The organism is Geotalea uraniireducens Rf4, assembly GCF_000016745.1.
Lineage (GTDB): Bacteria > Desulfobacterota > Desulfuromonadia > Geobacterales > Geobacteraceae > Geotalea > Geotalea uraniireducens.
Genome location: NC_009483.1, coordinates 701961 through 723342, shown reverse-complemented (window position 1 = coordinate 723342; position 21382 = coordinate 701961). Strand labels below are relative to the sequence as shown.

The window sequence follows — 21382 nt, the reverse complement described above, 5'->3', positions numbered from 1 at the left end:
GGAAATTTCTCAAACACATAATTGATGCACCTGAAGGTATAACAATTTATTATGTAACTATTCAGCTTCTGTCAGGCAATAACTCCCCCTAACCCCTTTAGGCCCTATGGGTCCTCTTAACTAAAGAGGGGGAACTGATAACACCCCTCCCCTTAAGCTAAGGGGAGGTTGGGAGGGGTTATGAGGAACGCCAAAGTACCTGAAAAAGCATGATAAAGTAAGCGGCTGAATAGTTACTTTATTATAATTGCTCATCACTGGATTTTAAATTCATATCCCCGCCTTCTCCAGATCAAGCGCAACCATCTTCAACAAGGCCTCGTCATCCATCTCGGTCAGCAGCGTTTCCCCCCCGTCCAGGAGCTCCGTCGCCATGCCCGACTTGGCGGCAATCAATGCGTCGATCTTCTCTTCCACCGTCCCCTTGCAGACGAACTTGTGCACCATGACGTTCTTTTTCTGGCCGATGCGGAAGGCGCGGTCGGTGGCCTGGTTCTCCACTGCCGGGTTCCACCAGCGGTCAAAATGGATGACATGGCTGGCAGCGGTCAGATTAAGACCGGAGCCGCCGGCCTTGAGTGATAGTACGAAGAAAGGCGGTCCATCCTCATGCTGGAAGCGGTCCACCAGTTTTTTCCGCTCGGCCACCGGTGTGCCGCCATGCAGCACCAGGCCGGGGCGGCCAAACAGCGTGGCCAGAAAGGTGGCTATGGGCGCGGTCATCTCCCGGAACTGGGTAAAGATCAGCACCTTTTCCTGGCGAGAGGCGATCTCTTCGGCCAGTTCCCGCAGGCGCACAAACTTGCCACTCCGCTCCTCGGCGTAGTCGCCGTCACCCAGAGCCTGACCGGGATGGTTGCAGATCTGCTTGAACCGCATCAGCGATGAGAGGATCAGCCCCCGGCGCTTCATCCCCTCCTGCTGCTCCCGGAGCGCCTCGGCCAACTCCTTCACCGACTGGCCGTACAGTCGGGCCTGCGCCTTGCTGAGGCCGCACCAGGCCGCCACCTCGACCTTGTCGGGGAGATCGCTGATGACGCTCCGGTCGGTCTTGAGGCGGCGCAGGATATAGGGCTGCACCAGGGTGCGTAACGGGGCATACGATGGAGGCTCGCGGTTTTCGAGGGAAGTGACGAACTGCTTGAACCGGGTTGCAGAGCCCAGCAGGCCGGGGCAGATGAAATCGAACAGCGACCAGAGATCGGACAGCCGGTTTTCCACCGGGGTGCCGGTCAGGGCGATGCGCGCCCTTCCTTTAAGGGTCTTGGCCGCTTTGGCCTGCTGGGTGCCGGGGTTCTTGATGGCCTGGGCCTCATCGAGCACGATCAGGTTCCAGGATAGTTTTCTGAGCCACTCCTGGCGCTGCAGCATGCCGTAGGTGATCAGCACCGCATCGACGGAGGCAAGACCGCCTGCGGGATCAGCGGCAATGCGCTCCCGTTCTGATCGTTCCAGCTCCGACGGATGCAGACAGACGACCTTGAGCGACGGCGCAAATCGATCCAGCTCGCTCTTCCAGTTGGCAAGCAGCGAAGCCGGGAGCACCAGCAGGCTGGGAGAGGTTTTCCCGGCACGCCCCTTTTGTGCCAGCAAAAGGGAGATGACCTGGATGGTTTTACCCAGCCCCATGTCGTCGGCCAGGCAAGCGCCCAGCCCCAGTTCCGACAGAAACCAGAGCCAGTTGAGGCCGGTCTGCTGATAGGGGCGCAGGGTCGCCCGCAACCGGTCACCGGCCTGCACGGCTGCCAGCCTGGCCGGCTCCCGCAGTCCTGCCAGCATCTCCCGCAACTGGCCGCCAGCCTCCACAAAGGCCCAGCCGGTTTCATCCAGCGTGGGATCATTGCCGGACAGGTCACGTCGGGCACCGGCCAGAAGACGCATCCCTTCCATGAACGAAAGACCATCCCCGGCCTCGGCTTCGACCCGCTGCCACTGCTCCAGCGCCTGGCGGAGTTTTTCGCCATCCACCTCGACCCACTGCCCCCGCAGAAGCGCAAGCCCCTCCCCGGTCGCCGTCAGGGCCGCAATTTCCTCCGGTGTAAGGTCTGCACCGTCCAGGGTCAGCTGCACCCTGAAGTCCAGCAAGGCCTGCGCCGAAAGGGTTTCTCCGACGTTGGAGCCGATGGCAACCTGCACCCGGGGGCGGGGGCGTTTTTTCCACCAATCCGGCAGACGCACCACCAGGCCGCTCTCCTCAAGGGCAGGCACATCCTTAAGAAACGGGTAGGCCTCCTCCGGCGTCCAGGCCAGCGGGTGATAGATGTCGTTGCTCTCCAGCAGTTCCCGTACCCACTCGCAGCGGGTGCCGGCCTCGTGAACCGGCTCCAGAAGGCGCAGGAGCGCTTCACGGTTGTTGGCGCCGGCATACTCGCAAAGCGCCTGATTCAGGGGGAGATGCTGGGCACGGGCGTTTTTACCCAGGCGGGGTATATAGGTCGCCATGAAGGCGAAAGGGAATTCGGGGTCCTGTTTGTTTTCGGCCAGGTGGAAACAGACCCGCCCCACCTGGCGCCAGAGCGGCGCATACCGGTGCAGAAAGCCGACCAGGCCTTCCGCATGCCGGGCAATCGAATCCAGCGCCCAGGTGTCGAGATCGGTCCAGATAGCTGCGAGCACATCGGGAGTACAGTATTCAGCACCCGGCATGGGAGGGATATTCAGGGTCAGACAGGCAAGGGTTGCATCATCCAGGGGGGGCAACGGTTCCAGCCGTTCGGCAGTTGGCTGGCTTTGGCAGAGAAGGAGAAGATAGCGTGTGCCGAAATCACGCCAGAACATCCAGGGGAGCGGCCAGTCAGGAGCGGATTTGCCCCCTGCCAGAGCCATGATTCCCGCGGATTGCGAATCTGCGAAAGCCTGCGCTATAGCTTCAGCACAAAAGTGACTGGTTATGGCAGCATCGGATGTTTCACAAGCAGATGAGCCGATCACCAGCAGATGACCGGATGGAGTGATGGTAAGGTTCACGGCACGTATACCTGTTTATGCATTGCATCGGAACGAATGGGAAGAAATATGTTTTACCGCAGCCGTAGCATATCATCCGGCACAAGCAATCGTCAATGGTAGTTAGATGGGGTAATGGGCTTTTTCGGGTGGGATTTCGAGCAGGAAGAAGTTGATTTCCACCGTTTTGTGGTTGAGTGTCCCTAATTATTCCGGTCGGCCGAAGAACCGTTGGAATTCAGCCCGAATGCCTGGCTGACACATTCCTCCAGTGCAGCAACCTCTTCATCGGTTAGCTTGTCGAACAGGGACTTTCGTTTGTTCAGGGAAATCCTCCCCCCGTTCTCACGGCATATCCGTATGAACAGATCAATCATCCTGTCAGGCATGTCGACTACCTCCCGCATGGTTGACTTGGCCCTTTCATAATTGACCAGGAGGTCCAACTCGGAAACCAGTTCCTTTTCGACAGTCTTTTCTATGAAACCGAACATTCTTTCCGCTATTGCCGTCATGTCGATGTACCGATAATGAATGGCGGTATCGTTCTTCACCCGCATCTGGCCCGATTCGTCCATGTCGTAGTCGATCAGGGGAAGGAGAGGTTTTGAGAAGAGCTCAAGTGCCTGGTCGTAATTTATCATGTTTTGGACAAGGGTAGCCGAAACGGGGAAGATCATCCCCTGCGGCGTAAATCCTCTCTTCGCCAGGATGTTGTGGATCAGAAACCGATGGATCCTCCCGTTGCCGTCTTCAAAAGGATGCATAAAGACAAAGCCGAAGGCGACGATAGTCGCTGCTATGACCGGATGTACCCCCGAGATCATCATCTTTTCATGGCAGACGAACATTCCGTCCATCAGATCAGGAAGGTCATCCGGCCGTGGGGTGACGAAGTGAACGTTTTCCCGGCCAAAACCCAACGATTCTCCGATATAGTTCTGATTCTTCCGGAAGTCGTCGTTTGCGAACCTCGCATCGACCACCGCCTTTTGAAGCTCTATCAGGCTCTCTTTGGTAAAGAAGTCCATTTCCTCTGCATGTCTCAGCAGTTCCACGAAACGTGCCGCCCGTTTCTGGTCAGGGGTGGCCCGCTCAATCTCGAATGACGACTTGGTTTCTTTCGTGAAAAGATAGGTAACGGCCCGCTGCAGGATTTCTTTCGGGTACCTGCCGACCACTTCCTTCGTGCGCGCATGAAAATCGATCTCCTGGTATCTTTTGAGCTCATCCGTTCTGCGGACCATGGGGCAAAAACGGCGTTCACCAAGCAGATTGTTGTTGATTCTTTGTCGGGGCACCGGCTCTTTCCGGGCCGTGACGTACTGATCCTCGTCCAATATGTCGATGTAATTGGCTACCTTGACCGGTTCCAAGTCCAGCTCTTTTCCCGTGAGGAATTCGTAAAGAAACCAGATCTGACGGGCATATTTGCCGGTCGGGGTCTCTCGGACGATGGCCTCGATTTCGTGGGGTGATACGGTCTGAAAAACCGCGGCAAGTATCTCCAGGTTGACTCCTTCATATTTGAGCGCGAACGTAAGATGATCGCCCAGGCTTTCACCCGGGTAATAGGGGAGAGGATATACTTCTTTTCGTATGTGCCGATCTATAACCGTATGGCGTCTTCCCTTTCCATCAGTGACAAACGATGTCACGTAATGGGGCAGAATGTTCAGGGAAAGGCGCCGAATCAATTCTCCGTACCCAACGGGCTTCTGATTGTAAGGAATCTTGTGCATTTTATCACCTCAAATGGTAAAAAAATGATTGCATATTATGATAAACGCAAATATACAACTATATCAAGCACAAAAACTTATTTATTGATTATCATACATGTATTCGGTAGATTTTGATTTATCACGGCCGTTCAGGAGGTGTCCCTCCTTCATAGCAGTACCACAGACTGCACTGCGTAATTTCAACATATTATGCGCAGACTTGCCTAAATGATGGCTTTTTGAAGACGAAAAAAGTGGTGGGTAAGGAATATATGTAGAAAAATCATTTTATACGCAGGAAAACGATTATTCATTGCTGATTTCTCGCATAAATCATTTTATGGAAATTGAAAAACCGAATGTCAGATTTATAACTGGTCTCAATAAGACCATTTTACTAGGAGTCTGTCGGACTTAGGGAATCGTAGCGAGAGAATGGCAAATCGAGGACAGATTTTCGGAAATTTGAGAGCGAATAGTGGACCTATTTGTCGAAAATTTCCGGAAATATGGACCGATTTTCCGTTCTCGCAGTAGATTCATTCCTAAGTCCGACAGGCTCCTAGAGTTCTATTCTCACTGAAACAAAAGTAACAAGTCAAAAGCATTGCAGAGGTTGGTCAAATGGTGTAAATGATTCACAAGCTAAGGCTAGTGATTTTACTAGACCAACCTTCCAAATAGTGATGCCGGCGAAAATCCGCAAAAGGTCTTGAAGCATTCATGAAACATTTTCCCGATGTCTGCCCGGTTATCCTGACCACTGACAATTTCCCTCTTTTCTCTGAAAACCCCAACAAGTTTTTAGCCGCCCTCTGACTTGTTGATATTACCCATCGTTACCAAGACCCTGCTTGCATAGACGCCAAGCTGGAGCATGCCGCCCCTATTGGTTCCCCGTTACATTGAAGCCGCTCTTTTCAGTATGGTGCTGACTGGGTGGCTTTTTTTTGTTTTGTCAGGGTGTAGCCAGGTACTTTTTAGATATCTAAATTGCACTGTTGCAAGCCTGGCACCAATGGTTTCCTGGCACCAATGGTTTCCCCAAGCCTGGCACCAATGGTTTCCCAGATTACAGCAACTGGCGGCTGAAAAACGGATTTCGTCTTTGATGCAAGCCTGACAAGCCGCACTTTCGCCCATTGATTGACGGATTCCGCGAAAAAGGTTATTGTTATCGTCAGATATATCTTAGGATTACAGCCGAACGAGATGGACGCGTGAGGAGGACAAGAAATGTACGCCGTAGAATTCAGAGCAAAAGTTAAAAACGGTATTATCGAGCTCCCTAAAAAATTCAAGGACTCCATCACCGACACCGTCAAGGTCATCATTCTGAAAGAAGATGCGACCGCGCACGAAGCCGGAAAAAAGGCGGGGCCTGACATGATTGAGAGGCTTCTTGCCTCTCCCTTGGAGATAAAAGGGTTTCATCCTCTGAAAAGGGATGAGATATATGCCCGATAGAAAATGCTTCATCGACACCAATATCTGGCTTTACGCCTTCATCCAGTCGGATGACCACCACAAGACCGGCACGGCAAAGCGCCTGATAGAAGGACACAAGATCGCCACCAGTTCCCAGGTTATCAATGAATTGTGTGTCAATCTCCTCAAGAAAACCGAGTTGCAGGAAGAGGATATTTGCGGGATTATTGCTTCGTTCTACAATCGGTACGAGGTCGTCGAATTCAGCAGAGATGTACTCCTTCACGCTTCGACCCTGAGAGGCGACTATAATTTTTCGTACTGGGACAGCCTTATCGTCTCAGCTGCGCTGCACGCGGAAGCGAAGCTGCTCTACACGGAAGACATGCATAATGGCCTGATCGTTGAAAAGACCTTGCGCATAGTAAATCCGTTCAAGGAATGATCGGCGCCTTTCACCATGCTTTCACCAAACGACCTGGCTGCGGTCTCTCATGGCATCAACTCATTATTGAGCCTTTGGCGTTGACAGGTTGCTGCAACAACTTAATCGTTTGATTTCGACTTGGCCTCACACCATTTTTCTAAACATCTGCGTCAGATACGCCTGCCCGCCATGCTCCATAAACAGCACATGCCGCTCTTCCAACTCCTGCTCGGTGCAGTTCTTGTTAAGAATGTCCGTAAACTTCGTCTTTGAGAGTATGAAGGCATTAAGCACCAGGTTTGGATCGGCCAGCTTGGTTTGCAGCACTTTGACTTCCTGATACAGCCCGAACTTTGGATCAGTCAAATTAATCTGGCGAATTCCCTTCGGATCGATGAAGCTCAGCCATTGCTGACCGGTGGTGTCATCCACCAGCCAGAGCAGAAAGTCGGGATAGAAATTGCCAGCCATGGCAAAGCCCAGCCCCTTGGCCTTGGAGTCGGCATTGCGAAGCAGATAGAGGCTGCGGTTGCCGATAGCCGCTTTGCCTGCGGGTGATGTGTAAAAAGCCTCCAGATCTTTCACGAACTCAATCTCGCTGGGGGCGTCAAAGGCCAGCGGGCGCATTTTGAGCGGCACATTTCCCTCAATTGAGATCAGAGGATAGTACAGATGCCGGTCAAAACAGATCGCTACCATCTGGTTTGCATTCCACTTGCTGGATTCCCCCAGCTGACCGGAAACAACCAGCTTTTGCAGTTCTTCCAGACGTTTTTTGTATTCCTGACCATCATCAGAATCTTCTATTTCAAAGTGATACACCTTGAGCATGGTGTCGTCATCGCCACGCACACTCACAACCTCATAGAACTGTCCTTCATAGGCGTTTTTCAGAGATTTGTAGAAGCGGTCGGTGTAATCCTGCAGTAGACGGATGAGGATATCTTCCTGTTTGCGAATGTCGGCAATGGTCTTGATTGCCAGATCCGAAGCGGGGATGTGCAGGGTGTACCAACCGTTTGATTCTATGCAGAATGCTTCCAACCTCTGCCGGTCCAGCCGCAGGTTGCTCCAGCTTCGTTGCAGTTTGTATTCTTGCAGTCCCATGTATATCCGGTCGAAATCGAATAGCGCCATGGTTGCCGAGGCAATTTTGCCGGTCTGCCTGACGGTGATTACCGGTGTCCCTACCCCCTTATCCTGGCTGCTCAAGGCTTCCAACCGGGGATACAGGTCCAGCTCAATGTGGGGCGTCCTGATCTTCCCGGCAAACTCAGCCGGAATATCATACAGCCAAGGAAATTGTTTTCGCTTGAAGCCGTTTCTCTGGTTGTCCTTATAGCCATCCTTCAAGGCGAGTGACTTCAACTTGTCCTTGGGAAAATGTGGGGATAGTCGTGTCTCAAAATTCAGCTCGATTATTTCGTCACTGGTGGTGACACCCTCCTCTTGCAGATACTGTTTGAACTGCGCCATATAGCTTGCGCGAACACCAAAGATATTGAGTGTTTCCAGTTTGTCGAGATGAAGCCCCTTTGGCCGTTGCCCCAGTGTACTCCGTTTCAGCGAATACTCCTTGCCCTTGAGTCGAACCCCACGACCGAAGAGCTGGATGATCTGGGAGCCTTCGCCCTGTCCCATATTGAGCAGTCCCATCGTTGATACCCGCCAACTGCTCCACCCCTCGGTGAACTTGCGCGATCCGATAAGGATATGCAGGTGGCTCTCTTTGTCGTTTAACGTGCCGAATAACGAAGTGCCAAACTCGTCACCCTCGTTATCGAATCCGGTCGCATCGTCGCAGAGTTTGAAAAAAGCGGCATCATCACCGATGTTGATCAACCCGAACGGATCGTTCTCTCCCACACGCAGGGACAGTTCTCCTTTGCTTCCCTTGAGGTTGACCAGCTTCAGCCGTTGTCGGGATTCACTATTAAAGAGCCGCTTCAAAATATCCGCGTAGACCATCTCTGACGAAAGCCCCATCAGCGGTGTAAAACGGCGCTCAAAAATGTCGCGCCCCTTCTTGTCCAGCAGTCGTGCCTTGCCTTCCAGCAGGTCGGAAATCCATGCCTTGTAATGGGCATCGTTGTTGAGGAAATCGGCCAGAAACTGAACCACCGTCAGGATGTCCGAGTCATCATCATTAACCTTGTTACCAACGAAGACCCAGAGCGGCTTTTCGATGTTGAACTCGGCCAACTGTTCCCGGTGACGTTCCCACAGATATTGCTGCTGGTAAAAGCTCAACAGGCAGGCGGTAAAATAGATATGCCGTATCTCATCGTCATTGTCTTCGGCCAGGTTGAGGATCAGCGATTCCTTGCCATAGCCGTCCTCGTAGAAAAACTTGTACGAATAGTCGAAAAGGATGCACTTGGCATAGATTTCCCGTGTTGCCAGCAGGCGGGCTTTTCGTTTTTCCTCGCTGTTCAGGGCAATCTGACAGCGCTGCTCATCGGTCAATTTCTTAAGCGCGGTTGTCTCGAACAGAATTTTGGCCTTCTTTTTCAGCGCCTCCTCTTCCGATTTGGTAACAACCCAACCACGGGCCACCGCCTGGCCGAAGGTGGCCGAATATTCAAAGGCAAAGCCTCCCCGGCAGAGGGTTTCGCGGCGGCTCATCCATGCCCCGGCGGCCGTGCCGGTTCCCCGGTGCCCCTCGTCCACCAGAACCAGGTTATCCCCCTCGAACGCCTCAACCGCAACCGTCTTGTCACCCATCTCATCACCCAGCTTGTTGATGTCGATGATCTCAACCGTGCCACGGAAGGCGTTCTTGTTCTTGTCGAAGAACTGGAAGAAATGGAAACCTGACAGGTCCAATTCGGCCAGATGCTGACGGGACAACCCTTCGTTCGGCGTCAGCAGGATGATCTTGTCGGGGTAAAGATTCTGATTGCCCCGCTGGAAGTATTGTAGGTATTGCAGGATATTGATATGCAGGAGCAGGGTTTTCCCGGAACCAGTGGCGTTCCAGAAGGCAAGTTTGTTCAGTTCGTCCGCATCAAATGGCTGGAACCTTTCAGCTATCGCTGTCTTGGCGTTGTACTCGGTAATCTCTTCATTCAGGCCATCCAGCAACTCCTGACGCCGGTTAAAATACCAATCCAGATAGATCTCGGTAAACAAGAGCGACAGATACTGAAAATACTTCATCTGCATCTCGGTCTCTTCCAGCCGATTCCGCTTGCGGGTAATCTGCTGCCAATGATTGACGATGTTCAGGTCATATCGGCGCAGATCATCAGCGCTGATACGATCAACCTCGAACAGATTGCGTGACAGTTCGTGGAAGAAGCGAGTCTGGCCATCATCCTCGATTCCCTCATGCCGGTCATCGCCAAGACGGGCTTTAAGCGCCTGCAGGCTTCCGCCACAGAAGAAGCCATACATCCAGCGATTGAGCACCAGTTCTTTGTGAAAGCTCGCCATTGGCCTAAACCTCCCCGCCGAACATGCGGCTGAGGAACTCCGGTTCAATTTGGCGCAGCTTCAGAGTTTTGGTGATGCCGCCTTCATCTTCGGTGGTGGTCAGCACCGCCGGAATGTTGTGGTCGCCGTTGATGTAGACCACTTCAAACTCGCTATCCTTGGGGTTGATGGCGTGGCGGTCGCAGAAGCGGTTGAGCGCCTCGTAGTCCACCTGTTCGCAGTCGCGCCAAAGCACCAGCGTCTTCTCGCCGGTCGGCAATGTCCCCTGCACCATCACTATCCCTCGCTCCCGCAGAGAATCGATGGACTTGACCCGTAAGCCGATCAGGTAGTTGAAGGTCTCCACCAAGTCAATAGTCCGCTCCTCGAATGCCCCGGCTGAATCAACCGCCACCTTCAGTTTGCAGTCGAACGGTTTGCGGAAGGAATCCACCGACAGGATGGAACCCTGGCTTTCGATGTCGAGCATGTAGCGGAGCAGATAGTCGCACTTTGCACTATCCGGCAGGCTGTTCAACAGGCTTTGCTGGGTGTCAGTACGGCGCAGTTCCAGGTTATTGAGGGTGTCTTCGTAGCTTTCGATCTTGAGGACTTTGAAGGCGTGTGAGATGCCGGAGTCGGGTGCTGTTGCCTTACCGTCCTTCCAGTCGGCGGAGTAGACGACTTTCTGAATGCGGGGTTTGAGAACAGTGTCAAAGTATTCGCCCTGTTCGACGAGTATGTATTTTCTACGAGTTTTATCTTCTCGATTTAACGCAAGAACCGCATGACCGGCTGTCCCCGTACCAGCAAAAAAATCAAGAACCCACTCGTTTTGTGTTTGAAACGCACGAAGTAAACGCATTGAAATGTCAACATCTTTGGGATTCGAGAAAGTTTTACCGCCAAACATTGCCGCAAGCAACTTGCTAGCCACACGGCCATCTCGATACTTGATACTCGTAAGACTCTGTGTTTCTGTGTCTTTAAGATATGTTTTGTTGTTAGGAATCGTTGCCTCATCATCACCAAAGTGAACTAATCCATCGACAATTCTTTTCTTCATAGTTTCTTCTGGAAATCGCCAGCCACTCGCCGGCTCTTTACATGTTTTTCCGGTAACAGGATGAAGTACATCGTACCTGTACTGGCCATAATTTGGGCCTGATATATCAGCAGGAAAGTAAACGCCTCGCTCATCCATCCAGGAATAATGCTTGCTATCAGTAATAGGGTTTGATTCTGGAAATTGTCGATACCACTTCAAGGCTTCAGAATGGATAGCTTTCCAGTCAGTTTCATGCTTTTTACGAAAACCATTAAATGCAGCATATATTTCTTCTAACCCTTCTTTTCTCTCATTCCATTCACCCTTGTTAAATGCCTTACCTTTCACAGCCAGCAACAAATATTCATGTTGCATAGACACATAGTCCTGATCATTTTTACTGGAATTTTTCCATACAACATCACCACAACGATTATCAGTACCAAATACTTCGTTTAGAACAAGGCTGGCAATGGTATGTTCATTTTCATCAATATAGTGGCAGATCAACCCCTCGTTGGTAAGAAACCCATGACAAGCCGAAATCCGGTCAAACATCATTGAAGCCCAGCTCGAGTGCTTGTACGAATCCTTGTAAAGAAAATCGCGTGTTTTTGTGTTGTATGGTGGATCGGTGTAAACACACTTCACCTGTTCCCGATACTGCTCCTGTAGCAGGTTCAAGGCCTGGACGTTATCCCCATGAATCAGTAGGCCATCCAACGATTCATCCAGATTATCAATCTCCGCCAGCAGCTTGTCCTTGAACTCGCTACCGAATAAGGCAGTATCAACCATCAAAAACGGATGCTCGCGCAGGTAGCCCACGGTTCCAGACTTGGCCTGCTTGAACAGGTCAACGTTCTTCCCCTCCAACATCCCCAATTTGTCCCACTGCTCCCACTGCTTTTCATTGGCCACAATAACCGCCAGCAGTTCAGGTGCGTCTTTAATGATCCTGTCCAACGTAATGCAGTAATGTGCCGCAACCACAAATTTCTTCTTCAACCAGAGCTTCTTCTGGAAATCCTCCAGCTGGGCCAGGAAAGTAATCAGATCCAGGGCAATGGCCCGCAGACACTGAATCATTCGCAGGTTCTTCTCGATGTCAGCAAAGCGCTCGGTGTTCTGCACATCATCCAGATTCATCACCTCGTTCTTGATGTAGAAATCCAGCTCACCCCGCAGGAAGCGGCCCAGATCCTTGTGGATGAAATAGTCGGCGGTGTTCTTCTGGGTGTAGGTGGTCAGGTGCTTTTCCAGCAAGGTGCGTTGAGGGTTCTTATCGGTCGGCTCACGTCTGGCAAGATCAAGCCATCTGCTTTTTACTGCATCATGGGACAGAACGTTCTGCACCGCTTTGGTCATCAGGTCATCCTGTTTGCTCCCTTTCGGCATTGGCTTGTACTCAAAGCGGAGCAACAGCACGCCGTTCGCTTCTTCGACCGGCAGCAATTCCTCTTCGTATTCATCACCATCATCATCGGTCACGACGCGGGTCTGTTGCTCAATCAAGACAAAGCGGCGTTCCTTGTCATTATCCTTGCGGTTGTCCTTAGCGGTGTCGGCAGCCACCAGGCGAAAATGCACCGTGCGGCCATCATCCAGCTTAAAGCTGTAGTTGGCGAAGTTCTCGCCACTCTTGGTATAGTACTGATCCTTGTTGGCCCAGTGCAGCACCACCTCTTCACCGGCATAGGGGATGGCATAGGTGTCCCCCTTGTAACGGCGCTGGCTGATGAAGTCGCCACTGTCGTAGTAGCGGGAGAAGAACGTCAGCAGATGAGAATAGACCGCGTTTTCGTGGTCAGCAGCACCGCCGGCAAGCTCTGCAAGCCGCTGGCGCAACACCTGTACCTTGGGGACATCGTCGGCCTTCATGCCAAGTGATTCGGCGTTTTTTTCAGCTTCGGCAAGTTCCTTGCGCAGTTGCTCCTGATTGGCATTACCGGAATGTGCCAGTGCTTCCTGTACCCTGGCCTTCAGTCGGTTGTCCAGATAGTCGTTGATCTCGCCGGCACGGGCATTGAGAATGCGGTAAACGCCGAAATCCAGCTCGGGCCGGTCAATCTGGAATATTTCTTTCAGCTTGCGTACAAGGTCGTCATATTTGCTCATAGTCTCTCTCGTTTCTGTTTTGTCTTTGCAGGGGCGATTCCATATGGTCGCCCTTCTTGCCGCATTCGCCGTGGTCACCATTGCCGACGAAAGGCGAGCACCCACGCGGGAGTGCCCCTACGGTAAAATCACACCACCGCCCACCGGATGGTGAACAGCCGCTCTCGTTCGGCTTTCTGGGCCATCTGCTGCTCCAGCCGGTCAATCAGTGCATCCCGCTTCTCGATGATTTCATCCTCAACATCGAACATCCGCTGCCGCTGACGACGTTGTTTCTTCTCCTGCTCTGCGATCTGCTTCTGCCACTCCAACTGTTCCGCTGTGCTGGCGGCCTGGCGTGACTGGCGGTTTAACAGCTTAATCCTGGCCTTGGTCTCCTTCAGCTCTCTCTCTGCGGCCACGATCAAGTCGTCGGCCCATGACTCCAGGCGTTCGCGCTCGTGCTGAAAATGCCGGTTGTTGGCGTCCAGTGACCGGCTGATTGCGGCGGCGCTATGGCGCTCTGCCTCCCTGTCAAGGCGCTCTGACCTGCCAATTGATGGGGATGGCAGCACATCGGCACAACAGTGGAAGATTTTCTCGCACTGTTCCTGGTCGAGCGTCCGGCCGTCATCGGTCACGGCACTGAACAGCACGTGCTCTTCGGTGTCGAAGGAGCTGATGGTGAGCCGTTCCAAGGTGAGGATGCCGGTTTTGCCCTTCAATGCCTCCACCACGGATATCTTTGCTGGATGGGCGCTGATGTCGAAGCGCAGCTCCGCTTCCGGTGTAGGCTCATCCATGGCGCGGTTGACGACGAACTCTCCCAGCGGGTGTGAGAGGCGGTAGAGAAAGGCTCCCTCTACATTTTCGCGGTTGCGGGATATGAGGTGATAACGACCGGCTGGTGACGGTATGGGAGGCTGGTGAAGATCAAAAGTCAAATCGGCATCGTCGAAATGGGCGTGCCCGGCCAGGACTGACCGGGTGACGGCCCAGAACAGACGGCTGAAGCGGTCAAGCTGGTGGCGTGTTTCGTCGAGCCGCACCTTCAGGCGAGCATGCACATCCTCATCGAAATGCTCCAGCAGCGTCTTGCGGGTGTCATCCATGCGGGAGGCGATACACTGCTCCATCTCGGCCTGCAGGGCGGCAAAGGCAGTTTCTATCTCCTGCGAGGTGCGGCATTCCTGATAGATGCACAGGATGCGGCGCTCGAAATCCACTCCGCTTTCGATGCTCCCCAGCACGTCGTCTGAAGCGCCGAATACGCCGCTGAACAGGTTGAACTTCGCGGTCAGCAGCTCATAGACTCGCTGATCAGCCTCGTTGCGTTCGTTGAGGAAGTTGATCACCACTACATCATGCTGCTGGCCATAGCGGTGGCAGCGGCCGATGCGCTGTTCGATCCGTTGCGGGTTCCAGGGAAGATCGTAATTGACCACCAGGGAGCAGAACTGGAGATTAACCCCCTCGGCGGCAGCCTCAGTGGCGATCATAATGGATGCGTGGTCGCGGAAATGCTCGATGAGGGCATTACGCCTGTCGGCGCTTTTTGAACCGCTGATCCGCCCGGTGTCAACATTGGCAGCCAGCCACTGTTCATAGATGGCTCTGCTTTCGGCGTCGCTGTTTGAGCCGTTGAAAATCACGATCCGCCCGGCATGGCCGTTGGCTTCGAGGAAAGTTTTCAGGTACTCCTGGGTGCGGCGGCTTTCGGTGAAAATCAGCGCCTTGCGGGGAGCGCCCATCTTGTCCATCTCGGCAAAACCAATGTCGAGGGCAGTGCCGAGGGTATGGGTCTTGTTGTCTACGGAGATGTCAGCTGCCCATCTGATGTAACTTTCCAGTTCGGCAATTTCGGCATCGAGCCTGCACAGGTCAAACCGATCATCTGATGACTCGGTCTGTTCCTGGTCTTCTGTGGAGTCGACCACGTCCTCTTCATCCTCAACTATCTCTTCGACGAAGTCGTCATCTCCCACCAAAGCTTCTACAACCGTCTCAGGAACGGCAAGCCCCGCCCGCAGTGCTTCCAGCCGCGCCTTCATGGTTTCCAGCGTCCGGGTAACCGCCTGGGTGGATGATGCCAGCAGCTTGCGAATAACAAGGGTGGTCAGGGTCCGCTGTCGGTTCGGGATGGCGTAGGAATCAGGCCGTTGCAGGAAGGCGGAGATTGCCTCGTAGAGCGCCTGTTCCTGATCGGATGGACGAAAGGGGCGGGTGATGGGACGACGCTCGGTGTAGCGGATATATTCTAGGACCTGACTGCGCAAAGTCCGTTTGCAGAAACCGGCCAGGCGACGTTTAAGGCTGTCAAGGTCGGCATCGTTACCGATGTACTGCTCGCGGAACGAAGCCAGGTCGCCGAATAGATAATCATCAATCAGGGTGGAAAGGCCGAACAGCTCCAGCAGCGAGTTCTGTAGCGGTGTAGCGGTGAGCAGCAGTTTTTTGCGCTCTGCCAGCCCCCATTTGATGGCCTGCCCCATGCGGTTACTGGGACGATAGGCGTTGCGCAGCTTGTGTGCCTCGTCAATCACCGCCAGATCCCATGGAATCAGCCGGAGTTGTTCCTTGCAGCGTGCGGCAAAGTTAAGCGAAGTGATGATGATACAATCCTGCCGAAACGGGTTGTCATTGCCGCTATTGACGGCATCCCGGAACGAGCAGGCTTCGAGGATAACGGAGGGAAGATTGAACTTCTCTGAAAGCTCCAGGCTCCACTGTTTGCGCAGGGACGCCGGACAGATGACGATCAGCTTCCGTCGCCGCTCTGCCCAATACTGGCAGAGTACCAGTCCGGCCTCGATGGTCTTGCCCAGACCGACTTCATCCGCCAGCAGCACCCCTTTCGACAGGGGTGAGCGGAAAGCGAACAACGCCGCCTCGATCTGGTGAGGGTTCAGATCAACGGAAGCGTTGAACAACGACAGTGAGAGCTTGTCGATATCGCTGGACGCCGATCGCCGCAAGAGTTCTGCGGCAAAGTATTTGGCATGGTAGGGGGTGTTCACTTATGGAGTTATACATAAGTATTCAAAATCAATCAAGGGTTGATTATCAATCAACTTTTGGATGGTGTTTGTTGCTTCCGGTTACTTGTAATCTATAAAAAACCGGAGCGTGACATGGGACCAATACTCAACAGCAGGGAAATAGGACACAGGCTACGTCAGCTTCGTCAACAGGCGGGGTGGACGCAGGAGCGTCTCGCGGAGCAGATTGGCGTGAGTACTCAGCAGATACAGAAATATGAATGCGGCACGAACAAGATGAACACCGACCGGTTGCAGCAGGTGGCACAAGCGCTTAGTATTCCGATTCAATCATTATTTACTGACACTAATGATTCTTTGCCGCTGGCCGTCGCGGAAAAACTGCTCATCGACTCCTACCGGGCAATTCCCAACAAAGAGATCCAGGAAAGTATTCTTAAAATAACCACCAACGCTACCAAGCACTGCGATTGAGTAATCGACCCATGTATTGTGGTTGGCGCGTTGTACGTTGCCTATATCTCTTGCCTTTACCCTTTGCCTTCCTGCTTTTCTCTATCGTCTTTACGTCGGCATACCGAGGAATTCACCTGACATAATGGTAGCCGCTTCTCCATTTCCTGCCAGAGTCTGACCATCTGCAAATAGCCATATTTCAAACCGTTGCGTTACTCGATGAGTCAAGGTAAAACAATACATTGTTTCCATGGAAAATTATTTGTGATATATTTTCTGTAGAAAGCATTGACTGTTGAGGGAGGAGATTAACGATGCCACTCACTGCAACGGCACAACAGACACTGAACAAGCCCCGGGTATTGACGAAGGCGGTTGTAAATACGGCTGCCTATCTCGATTTGTCCAAGGTCAAACTTGCTCATATTCTCGGCGTAAGCGCTGCCACTGTCACGCGGCTTTATGCTGATACCTACAGACTCTCACCAGCAAAAAAAGAATGGGACTTTGCCGTTCTTCTGGTCAGATTATTCCGGTCTCTCGACTCCATAGTTGGTGGAGCGTCAGACGATGCAAAAAAATGGCTTGGCAGCGAAAACAGAGCGCTTGCAGGTAAAAAGCCGGTTGACCTGATTGAAACCACGGAGGGGCTCGTACGTGTCGTCACCTACCTGGACGCCTGCCGCGGTGTCGTCTGAGGCAAGAGCTCTCTCCTGCAAAGTTTGGCGCATGGTGGAAGCCCAGCATGTGGTTTCCACAGCCAAACTTGTGGATACACGCGCAGAGCAGGAACTATTGGAGGATATTCTGGAGGAACGCAAGCCGCCGGTACCGAAAGAGGCTGCCGGCCTGCACTATCTGCTCTTTAGTCCCTTCCGCTATGAAACTCGCCATCCTTCCGGTTCACGATTCCGGGCAGTAACCGACCCCGGTGTGTTCTACGCCGCCGAGACAGTCCGCACAGCCGCCGCCGAAGTTGGCTATTGGAGATGGCGTTTTCTGCAGGACACTTCAGGTCTCGACCGTCTTCAGCCATGCCCCTTTACGGCTTTCAGGGCGCCGATTAAAACCAGCTGCGTAGATTTACGCATACCGCCATTCGAATGTGATGCGTCAAAATGGCGGCATCCGACCGATTATTCAGCGACACAGGCTTTCGGGCGAATTGCGAGGGACTCTGCCCTCGGCGCAATTCTTTATCAATCGGTGCGAGACCCGGAACAACACTGCTGCATCGCCATTTTAACCCCACAGGCATTCGCAGCCAAAAAACCGGATGCCGCAATGCAGACATGGGTGCTTACCATATCAGCCAAAGAAGCGATCTGGATACGTAAGGATGATGCATCGTTTTCATTCAGTACCGCTTCATGGGAGATGCCACGCGGGGATTGAGGTCCGGTCAAATTAATCATCAAGGAGGTCATCATGAACAAATTCGGTTTTCTCGGGCTCGGCATCATGGGGAGCGCCATGGCGAAAAACCTGCTCAAGGCTGGCTTTGACGTCACCGTCTGGAACCGGTCGCCGGAAAAGTGCGAGGAACTGGCGGCGCTGGGAGCCAGGAGCGCGGCAACCCCGCGACAGGTAGTCGAATCCTGCGGCATCACCTTCGCCATGCTCTCCGATCCGGCCGCTGACGAAGCGGTCTGTTTCGGAACCGACGGCGTGCTGGAGGGCATCGGCGCCGGAAAAGGCTACGTGGACATGTCCACGGTGGATGCGACTACCGCGCAAAAGATCGGCGCGGCCGTCACCGACAAAGGGGGGCGCTTCCTCGAAGCGCCGGTATCGGGGAGCAGGAAACCGGCCGAAGACGGGACACTCATCATCCTCACCGCCGGGGATAAAAGCCTCTATAACGAAGCCATGCCCGCCTTCGAGCGGATGGGGAAGAAGGTCCTCTTCCTGGGCGAGGTGGGCAAGGGTGCGGAGATGAAGCTCGTAGTCAACATGGTCATGGGGGGGATGATGTCCATTTTCTGCGAGGGGCTTGCCCTGGGTGCCAAAGCGGGCCTTGAGGTAACGGACATGCTCGACGTCATGGATGCCGGGGCCGTGGCCAACCCCATGTTCAAACTGAAGGGAGGGCTGATTGCCGCAGGGAATTTCACCACCGCCTTCCCCCTCAAACACATGCAGAAGGACCTGCGACTGGCCGTCGGCCTCGGCGACTGGCTCGGCCAGCCGCTTTTCACAGCAGCCGCTGCCAACGAGGCGTTCAAGCGGGCCAAAGCGCTGGGATTTGGCGATGAAGACTTCTCGGCACTTTTCAAAGCAATCGAGAAATGAAAACGCTGCTCAACTTTTTTGTCGTAACCCTGCTCAACGCAGCGTTCCTCTATCCCCTTTGGTTCTCCGGCGTGGGGAAGCCGATTTCCTGGCTGGTAGAGATCTCCATGCTTTCCGGCGGCATCTTCTGTTTCTACCTGCTGGTAAAGTACCGCAAGCAGCTTTGAATAATGCGAAGTAATAACATCAAAAGCATTTCCTTCGACAATTATGGACGAATCTATTTTGGAATAGGACGCGGGGCCACTTTCGATTGGAATACTCGATACCATGACTGTCCTCCGTCTGCTGTTGTAGCAACTTTTCGGACTGCCCACAATACCGGGAAAAGTTCAGGTCAGGTAATAACCCTCAAAATATCCAGACGCACCTCTTCGGCAATCCCCAGGCATTGCCGGCAGACGCTTTGATCAGGCATGAATCTCGGCAATACGCTGAACGCGGGATATTTAGAGGGAAGATAGATTGAATCAAGAAGATCGATATCGTCATCGGTCATGGAGAGATGAACGCCGAGACCGGCGAGAAGTCCTGCAAGTTCCCTGATGCTGTGGGTTCTGGTCAGGCCGGCCGCCTTTTCGATGAGCACGGCCTTGAGGTATTTCTCAACAGATTGCTGGGCATTTTGCAGGGAAGAGTTGTAAAGGTCGCTCTCCAGAAGGACCTCTGCCGATTTCAGGTTTTCGTCGGCGTATTGAAGCCATAGTTCAGTGTCTTTTTTCATAAACCACTTCACCCTTGTTGATTTCCTGAAGAAATACCGATGCTGGATCATACGGCACGGTTACGGGCAGCAGGTCGATGGGGATGACATTGGAGAGGCTGCGCAGCTTTCTCCGTAACGCCAGGGCCAGCGTGAGGTAGTCGTCCTTGGAATCGCAGAATACGGCTACATCCATATCATGGGGGGTGGCGGATCTCGTGAAGGATCCGAAGATGACGATCTTTTCCACGTTTTCGTCCACCGCCAGGGCAGCGACCAGCTCACGTTTCAATTTTTCCTTGTCGGCATGGATCATCTGTTTGGTGAATCCTCTGTTGGTGATGTGGCGTGCAAACTAAACGGAAAAAGCGCCATTAATGTGCCCTAAAATACGCCTGACGGCGCATCAAGTCAAGGATTTAGACACTTCAGGATTTAAGACACTTCCACTATTTTCCGTTGACAAAAACCGACCTCTCCCGTATCCTTGCAAAAAAATTGAATATGCAGACCTGCTTATCAAGAGTGGTGGAGGGAAAGGCCCTGTGAAACCACAGCAACCGGTTCGGCAACGAGCGCCAGGTGCTAAATCCTGCCGAATGGCAAAGATGAGAGAGGCGCTTAAAACGATAGCATCATATCAAAGCCCCTTCTCATTCACTCAAGAAGGGGCTTTTTATTTGCCCCAACATTAAACTGGTGCTTCAATGACCGTCGGCATCGTAGAAGAAAAATCCGTCACCTTCGACACCGAACTCCGCCTGGAGAGCGGCCGAATCCTCGGCCCGATCACGCTCGCCTATGAGACCTACGGCGAATTGAACGCGGCGCGCTCCAACGCCATCCTCGTCGCCCACGCCTGGACCGGCAACGCCCACCTGGCGGGGAGATACAGCGAAAACGAGCAGAAGCCGGGGTGGTGGAACGAGATCGTCGGGCCGGGAAAGCTCCTCGACACCGACCGCTATTTCATCATCTGCGCCAACGTGATCGGCTCCTGCTTCGGCTCAACCGGACCGGCCTCCATCAACCCGAAGACCGGCAAGAAGTACAACCTCTCCTTTCCGGTCATCACCGTGCGCGACATGGTGCGGGCCCAACAGCTCCTCATCGACCACCTGGGGATCGACAGGCTCTTCAGCGTCATGGGGGGGAGCATGGGCGGAATGCAGGCGTTGGAATGGGCGACCCAGTTCCCCGAACGGATCGCATCGGCCATCGTCCTTGCCACAACGCCGCGCCCATCGGCCCAGGCCATCAGCCTCAACGCCGTGGCTCGCTGGGCCATCTTCAACGACCCGACCTGGAAGAAAGGGGAGTACCGGAAGAACCCCAAGGACGGCCTGGCGCTGGCTCGCGGCATAGGCCACATCACCTTTCTCTCCGACGAATCCATGACCGCCAAGTTCGGCCGCCGCTTCTCGGCCAGGGACGGCCAGTTCGACTTCTTCGGCCGGTTCGAGGTTGAGCGCTACCTCTCCTACAACGGCTACAACTTCGTCGACCGGTTCGACGCCAACTCCTTTCTCTACCTGGCCAAGGCCCTCGACCTCTACGACGTGGCCTGGGGGTATGAATCGCTGGAAGAGGCCTTTGCCCAAGTCGCGGCCCCCATCCAGTTCTTCGCCTTTTCTTCGGACTGGCTCTACCCCCCCGCCCAGACCGAGGAAATGGTGACCACCCTGGAAAAGCTGGGCAAGCCGGTAGAATACCACCTGATCACCTCCGCCTACGGCCACGACGCCTTCCTCCTTGAGCACGAAACCTTTACGCCGATGGTCCGGGCATTTCTGGAAAAAGTAAAAACAGCCGCAAAATAGGCATCCGGCGCCAAATCCGTCCCGAGGT

The 21382-nt window shown here is 53.5% G+C and carries 15 protein-coding genes and 1 riboswitch; of the genes, 8 read left to right on the top strand and 7 right to left on the bottom strand.

The window, feature by feature from the left end; all coding sequences use genetic code 11:
• Positions 1-270: 270 nt before the first annotated feature.
• Both GURA_RS03040 and GURA_RS03035 read right to left on the bottom strand, forming a co-directional pair.
• On the bottom strand, positions 271-2967 hold the full coding sequence (locus GURA_RS03040; protein WP_011937535.1) for a DEAD/DEAH box helicase: 2697 nt from the start codon (positions 2965-2967) through the stop codon (positions 271-273).
• Between the two features lie 182 nt (positions 2968-3149).
• Positions 3150-4688, bottom strand: a complete 1539-nt coding sequence (locus GURA_RS03035) for a Fic family protein (RefSeq protein ID WP_011937534.1) — start codon at positions 4686-4688, stop codon at positions 3150-3152.
• A 1218-nt stretch (positions 4689-5906) separates the two neighbouring features.
• Between GURA_RS03035 and GURA_RS03030 the strand changes: the two genes are divergently transcribed.
• Entirely contained in the window at positions 5907-6137 is a 231-nt protein-coding gene (locus tag GURA_RS03030) for a hypothetical protein (protein ID WP_011937533.1), read from the top strand.
• Positions 6127-6543, top strand: a complete 417-nt coding sequence (locus GURA_RS03025; RefSeq protein WP_011937532.1) for a PIN domain-containing protein — start codon at positions 6127-6129, stop codon at positions 6541-6543. The genes GURA_RS03030 and GURA_RS03025 overlap by 11 nt, the downstream gene beginning before the upstream one ends.
• Positions 6544-6669: 126 nt before the next feature.
• Here GURA_RS03025 and GURA_RS03020 read toward each other — a convergent pair whose 3' ends face one another.
• The 3 genes from GURA_RS03020 to GURA_RS03010 all read right to left on the bottom strand — a co-directional run bounded on the left by GURA_RS03020 (position 6670) and on the right by GURA_RS03010 (position 16101).
• Positions 6670-9960 carry a DEAD/DEAH box helicase family protein gene (locus GURA_RS03020; RefSeq protein WP_011937531.1) on the bottom strand — a complete coding sequence of 1097 codons (3291 nt, stop codon included), beginning with the start codon at positions 9958-9960 and terminating at the stop codon, positions 6670-6672.
• A gap of 4 nt (positions 9961-9964) precedes the next feature.
• Positions 9965-13105, bottom strand: a complete 3141-nt coding sequence (locus tag GURA_RS03015) for a site-specific DNA-methyltransferase (RefSeq protein ID WP_041245245.1) — start codon at positions 13103-13105, stop codon at positions 9965-9967.
• Between the two features lie 128 nt (positions 13106-13233).
• Complete coding sequence (locus tag GURA_RS03010) at positions 13234-16101, bottom strand: SNF2-related protein (RefSeq protein ID WP_011937529.1); 2868 nt, start codon at positions 16099-16101, stop codon at positions 13234-13236.
• 114 nt (positions 16102-16215) lie between these two features.
• Here GURA_RS03010 and GURA_RS03005 point away from each other — a divergent pair, with 114 nt between their 5' ends.
• The 5 genes from GURA_RS03005 to GURA_RS24525 all read left to right on the top strand — a co-directional run bounded on the left by GURA_RS03005 (position 16216) and on the right by GURA_RS24525 (position 18998).
• Entirely contained in the window at positions 16216-16557 is a 342-nt protein-coding gene (locus tag GURA_RS03005; protein WP_011937528.1) for a helix-turn-helix domain-containing protein, read from the top strand.
• A gap of 296 nt (positions 16558-16853) precedes the next feature.
• On the top strand, positions 16854-17237 hold the full coding sequence (locus tag GURA_RS03000) for an antitoxin Xre/MbcA/ParS toxin-binding domain-containing protein (protein ID WP_011937527.1): 384 nt from the start codon (positions 16854-16856) through the stop codon (positions 17235-17237).
• A complete protein-coding gene (locus GURA_RS02995) occupies positions 17197-17934 on the top strand; it encodes an RES family NAD+ phosphorylase (RefSeq protein ID WP_011937526.1) in 738 nt (245 codons plus the stop codon). The genes GURA_RS03000 and GURA_RS02995 overlap by 41 nt, the downstream gene beginning before the upstream one ends.
• A 33-nt stretch (positions 17935-17967) precedes the next feature.
• Positions 17968-18831, top strand: a complete 864-nt coding sequence (locus GURA_RS02990; protein WP_011937525.1) for an NAD(P)-dependent oxidoreductase — start codon at positions 17968-17970, stop codon at positions 18829-18831.
• A complete protein-coding gene (locus GURA_RS24525) occupies positions 18828-18998 on the top strand; it encodes a hypothetical protein (protein WP_011937524.1) in 171 nt (56 codons plus the stop codon). The genes GURA_RS02990 and GURA_RS24525 overlap by 4 nt, the downstream gene beginning before the upstream one ends.
• A gap of 170 nt (positions 18999-19168) precedes the next feature.
• Here GURA_RS24525 and GURA_RS02985 read toward each other — a convergent pair whose 3' ends face one another.
• Both GURA_RS02985 and GURA_RS02980 read right to left on the bottom strand, forming a co-directional pair.
• On the bottom strand, positions 19169-19555 hold the full coding sequence (locus GURA_RS02985; RefSeq protein WP_011937523.1) for a HEPN domain-containing protein: 387 nt from the start codon (positions 19553-19555) through the stop codon (positions 19169-19171).
• Positions 19539-19850 carry a nucleotidyltransferase domain-containing protein gene (locus GURA_RS02980; RefSeq protein WP_011937522.1) on the bottom strand — a complete coding sequence of 104 codons (312 nt, stop codon included), beginning with the start codon at positions 19848-19850 and terminating at the stop codon, positions 19539-19541. The genes GURA_RS02985 and GURA_RS02980 overlap by 17 nt, the downstream gene beginning before the upstream one ends.
• Before the next feature lie 197 nt (positions 19851-20047).
• Positions 20048-20149, top strand: a riboswitch (SAM riboswitch).
• Positions 20150-20241: 92 nt separating this feature from the next.
• Between GURA_RS02980 and metX the strand changes: the two genes are divergently transcribed.
• Positions 20242-21354, top strand: coding sequence for a homoserine O-acetyltransferase MetX (gene metX / locus GURA_RS02975; RefSeq protein WP_011937520.1), 1113 nt, complete (start codon positions 20242-20244; stop codon positions 21352-21354).
• Positions 21355-21382 lie beyond the last annotated feature (28 nt).

What these genes read in the sequence shown, in the direction of transcription:
- GURA_RS03035 (WP_011937534.1), bottom strand. Translation starts at nt 4,688, where the DNA reads ATGCACAAGATTCCTTACAATCAGAAGCCCGTTGGGTACGGAGAATTG.
- GURA_RS03030 (WP_011937533.1), top strand. Translation starts at nt 5,907, where the DNA reads ATGTACGCCGTAGAATTCAGAGCAAAAGTTAAAAACGGTATTATCGAG.
- GURA_RS03025 (WP_011937532.1), top strand. Translation starts at nt 6,127, where the DNA reads ATGCCCGATAGAAAATGCTTCATCGACACCAATATCTGGCTTTACGCC.
- GURA_RS03020 (WP_011937531.1), bottom strand. Translation starts at nt 9,960, where the DNA reads ATGGCGAGCTTTCACAAAGAACTGGTGCTCAATCGCTGGATGTATGGC.
- GURA_RS03015 (WP_041245245.1), bottom strand. Translation starts at nt 13,105, where the DNA reads ATGAGCAAATATGACGACCTTGTACGCAAGCTGAAAGAAATATTCCAG.
- GURA_RS03005 (WP_011937528.1), top strand. Translation starts at nt 16,216, where the DNA reads ATGGGACCAATACTCAACAGCAGGGAAATAGGACACAGGCTACGTCAG.
- GURA_RS03000 (WP_011937527.1), top strand. Translation starts at nt 16,854, where the DNA reads ATGCCACTCACTGCAACGGCACAACAGACACTGAACAAGCCCCGGGTA.
- GURA_RS02990 (WP_011937525.1), top strand. Translation starts at nt 17,968, where the DNA reads ATGAACAAATTCGGTTTTCTCGGGCTCGGCATCATGGGGAGCGCCATG.
- GURA_RS24525 (WP_011937524.1), top strand. Translation starts at nt 18,828, where the DNA reads ATGAAAACGCTGCTCAACTTTTTTGTCGTAACCCTGCTCAACGCAGCG.
- GURA_RS02985 (WP_011937523.1), bottom strand. Translation starts at nt 19,555, where the DNA reads ATGAAAAAAGACACTGAACTATGGCTTCAATACGCCGACGAAAACCTG.
- GURA_RS02980 (WP_011937522.1), bottom strand. Translation starts at nt 19,850, where the DNA reads ATGATCCATGCCGACAAGGAAAAATTGAAACGTGAGCTGGTCGCTGCC.
- metX (WP_011937520.1), top strand. Translation starts at nt 20,242, where the DNA reads ATGACCGTCGGCATCGTAGAAGAAAAATCCGTCACCTTCGACACCGAA.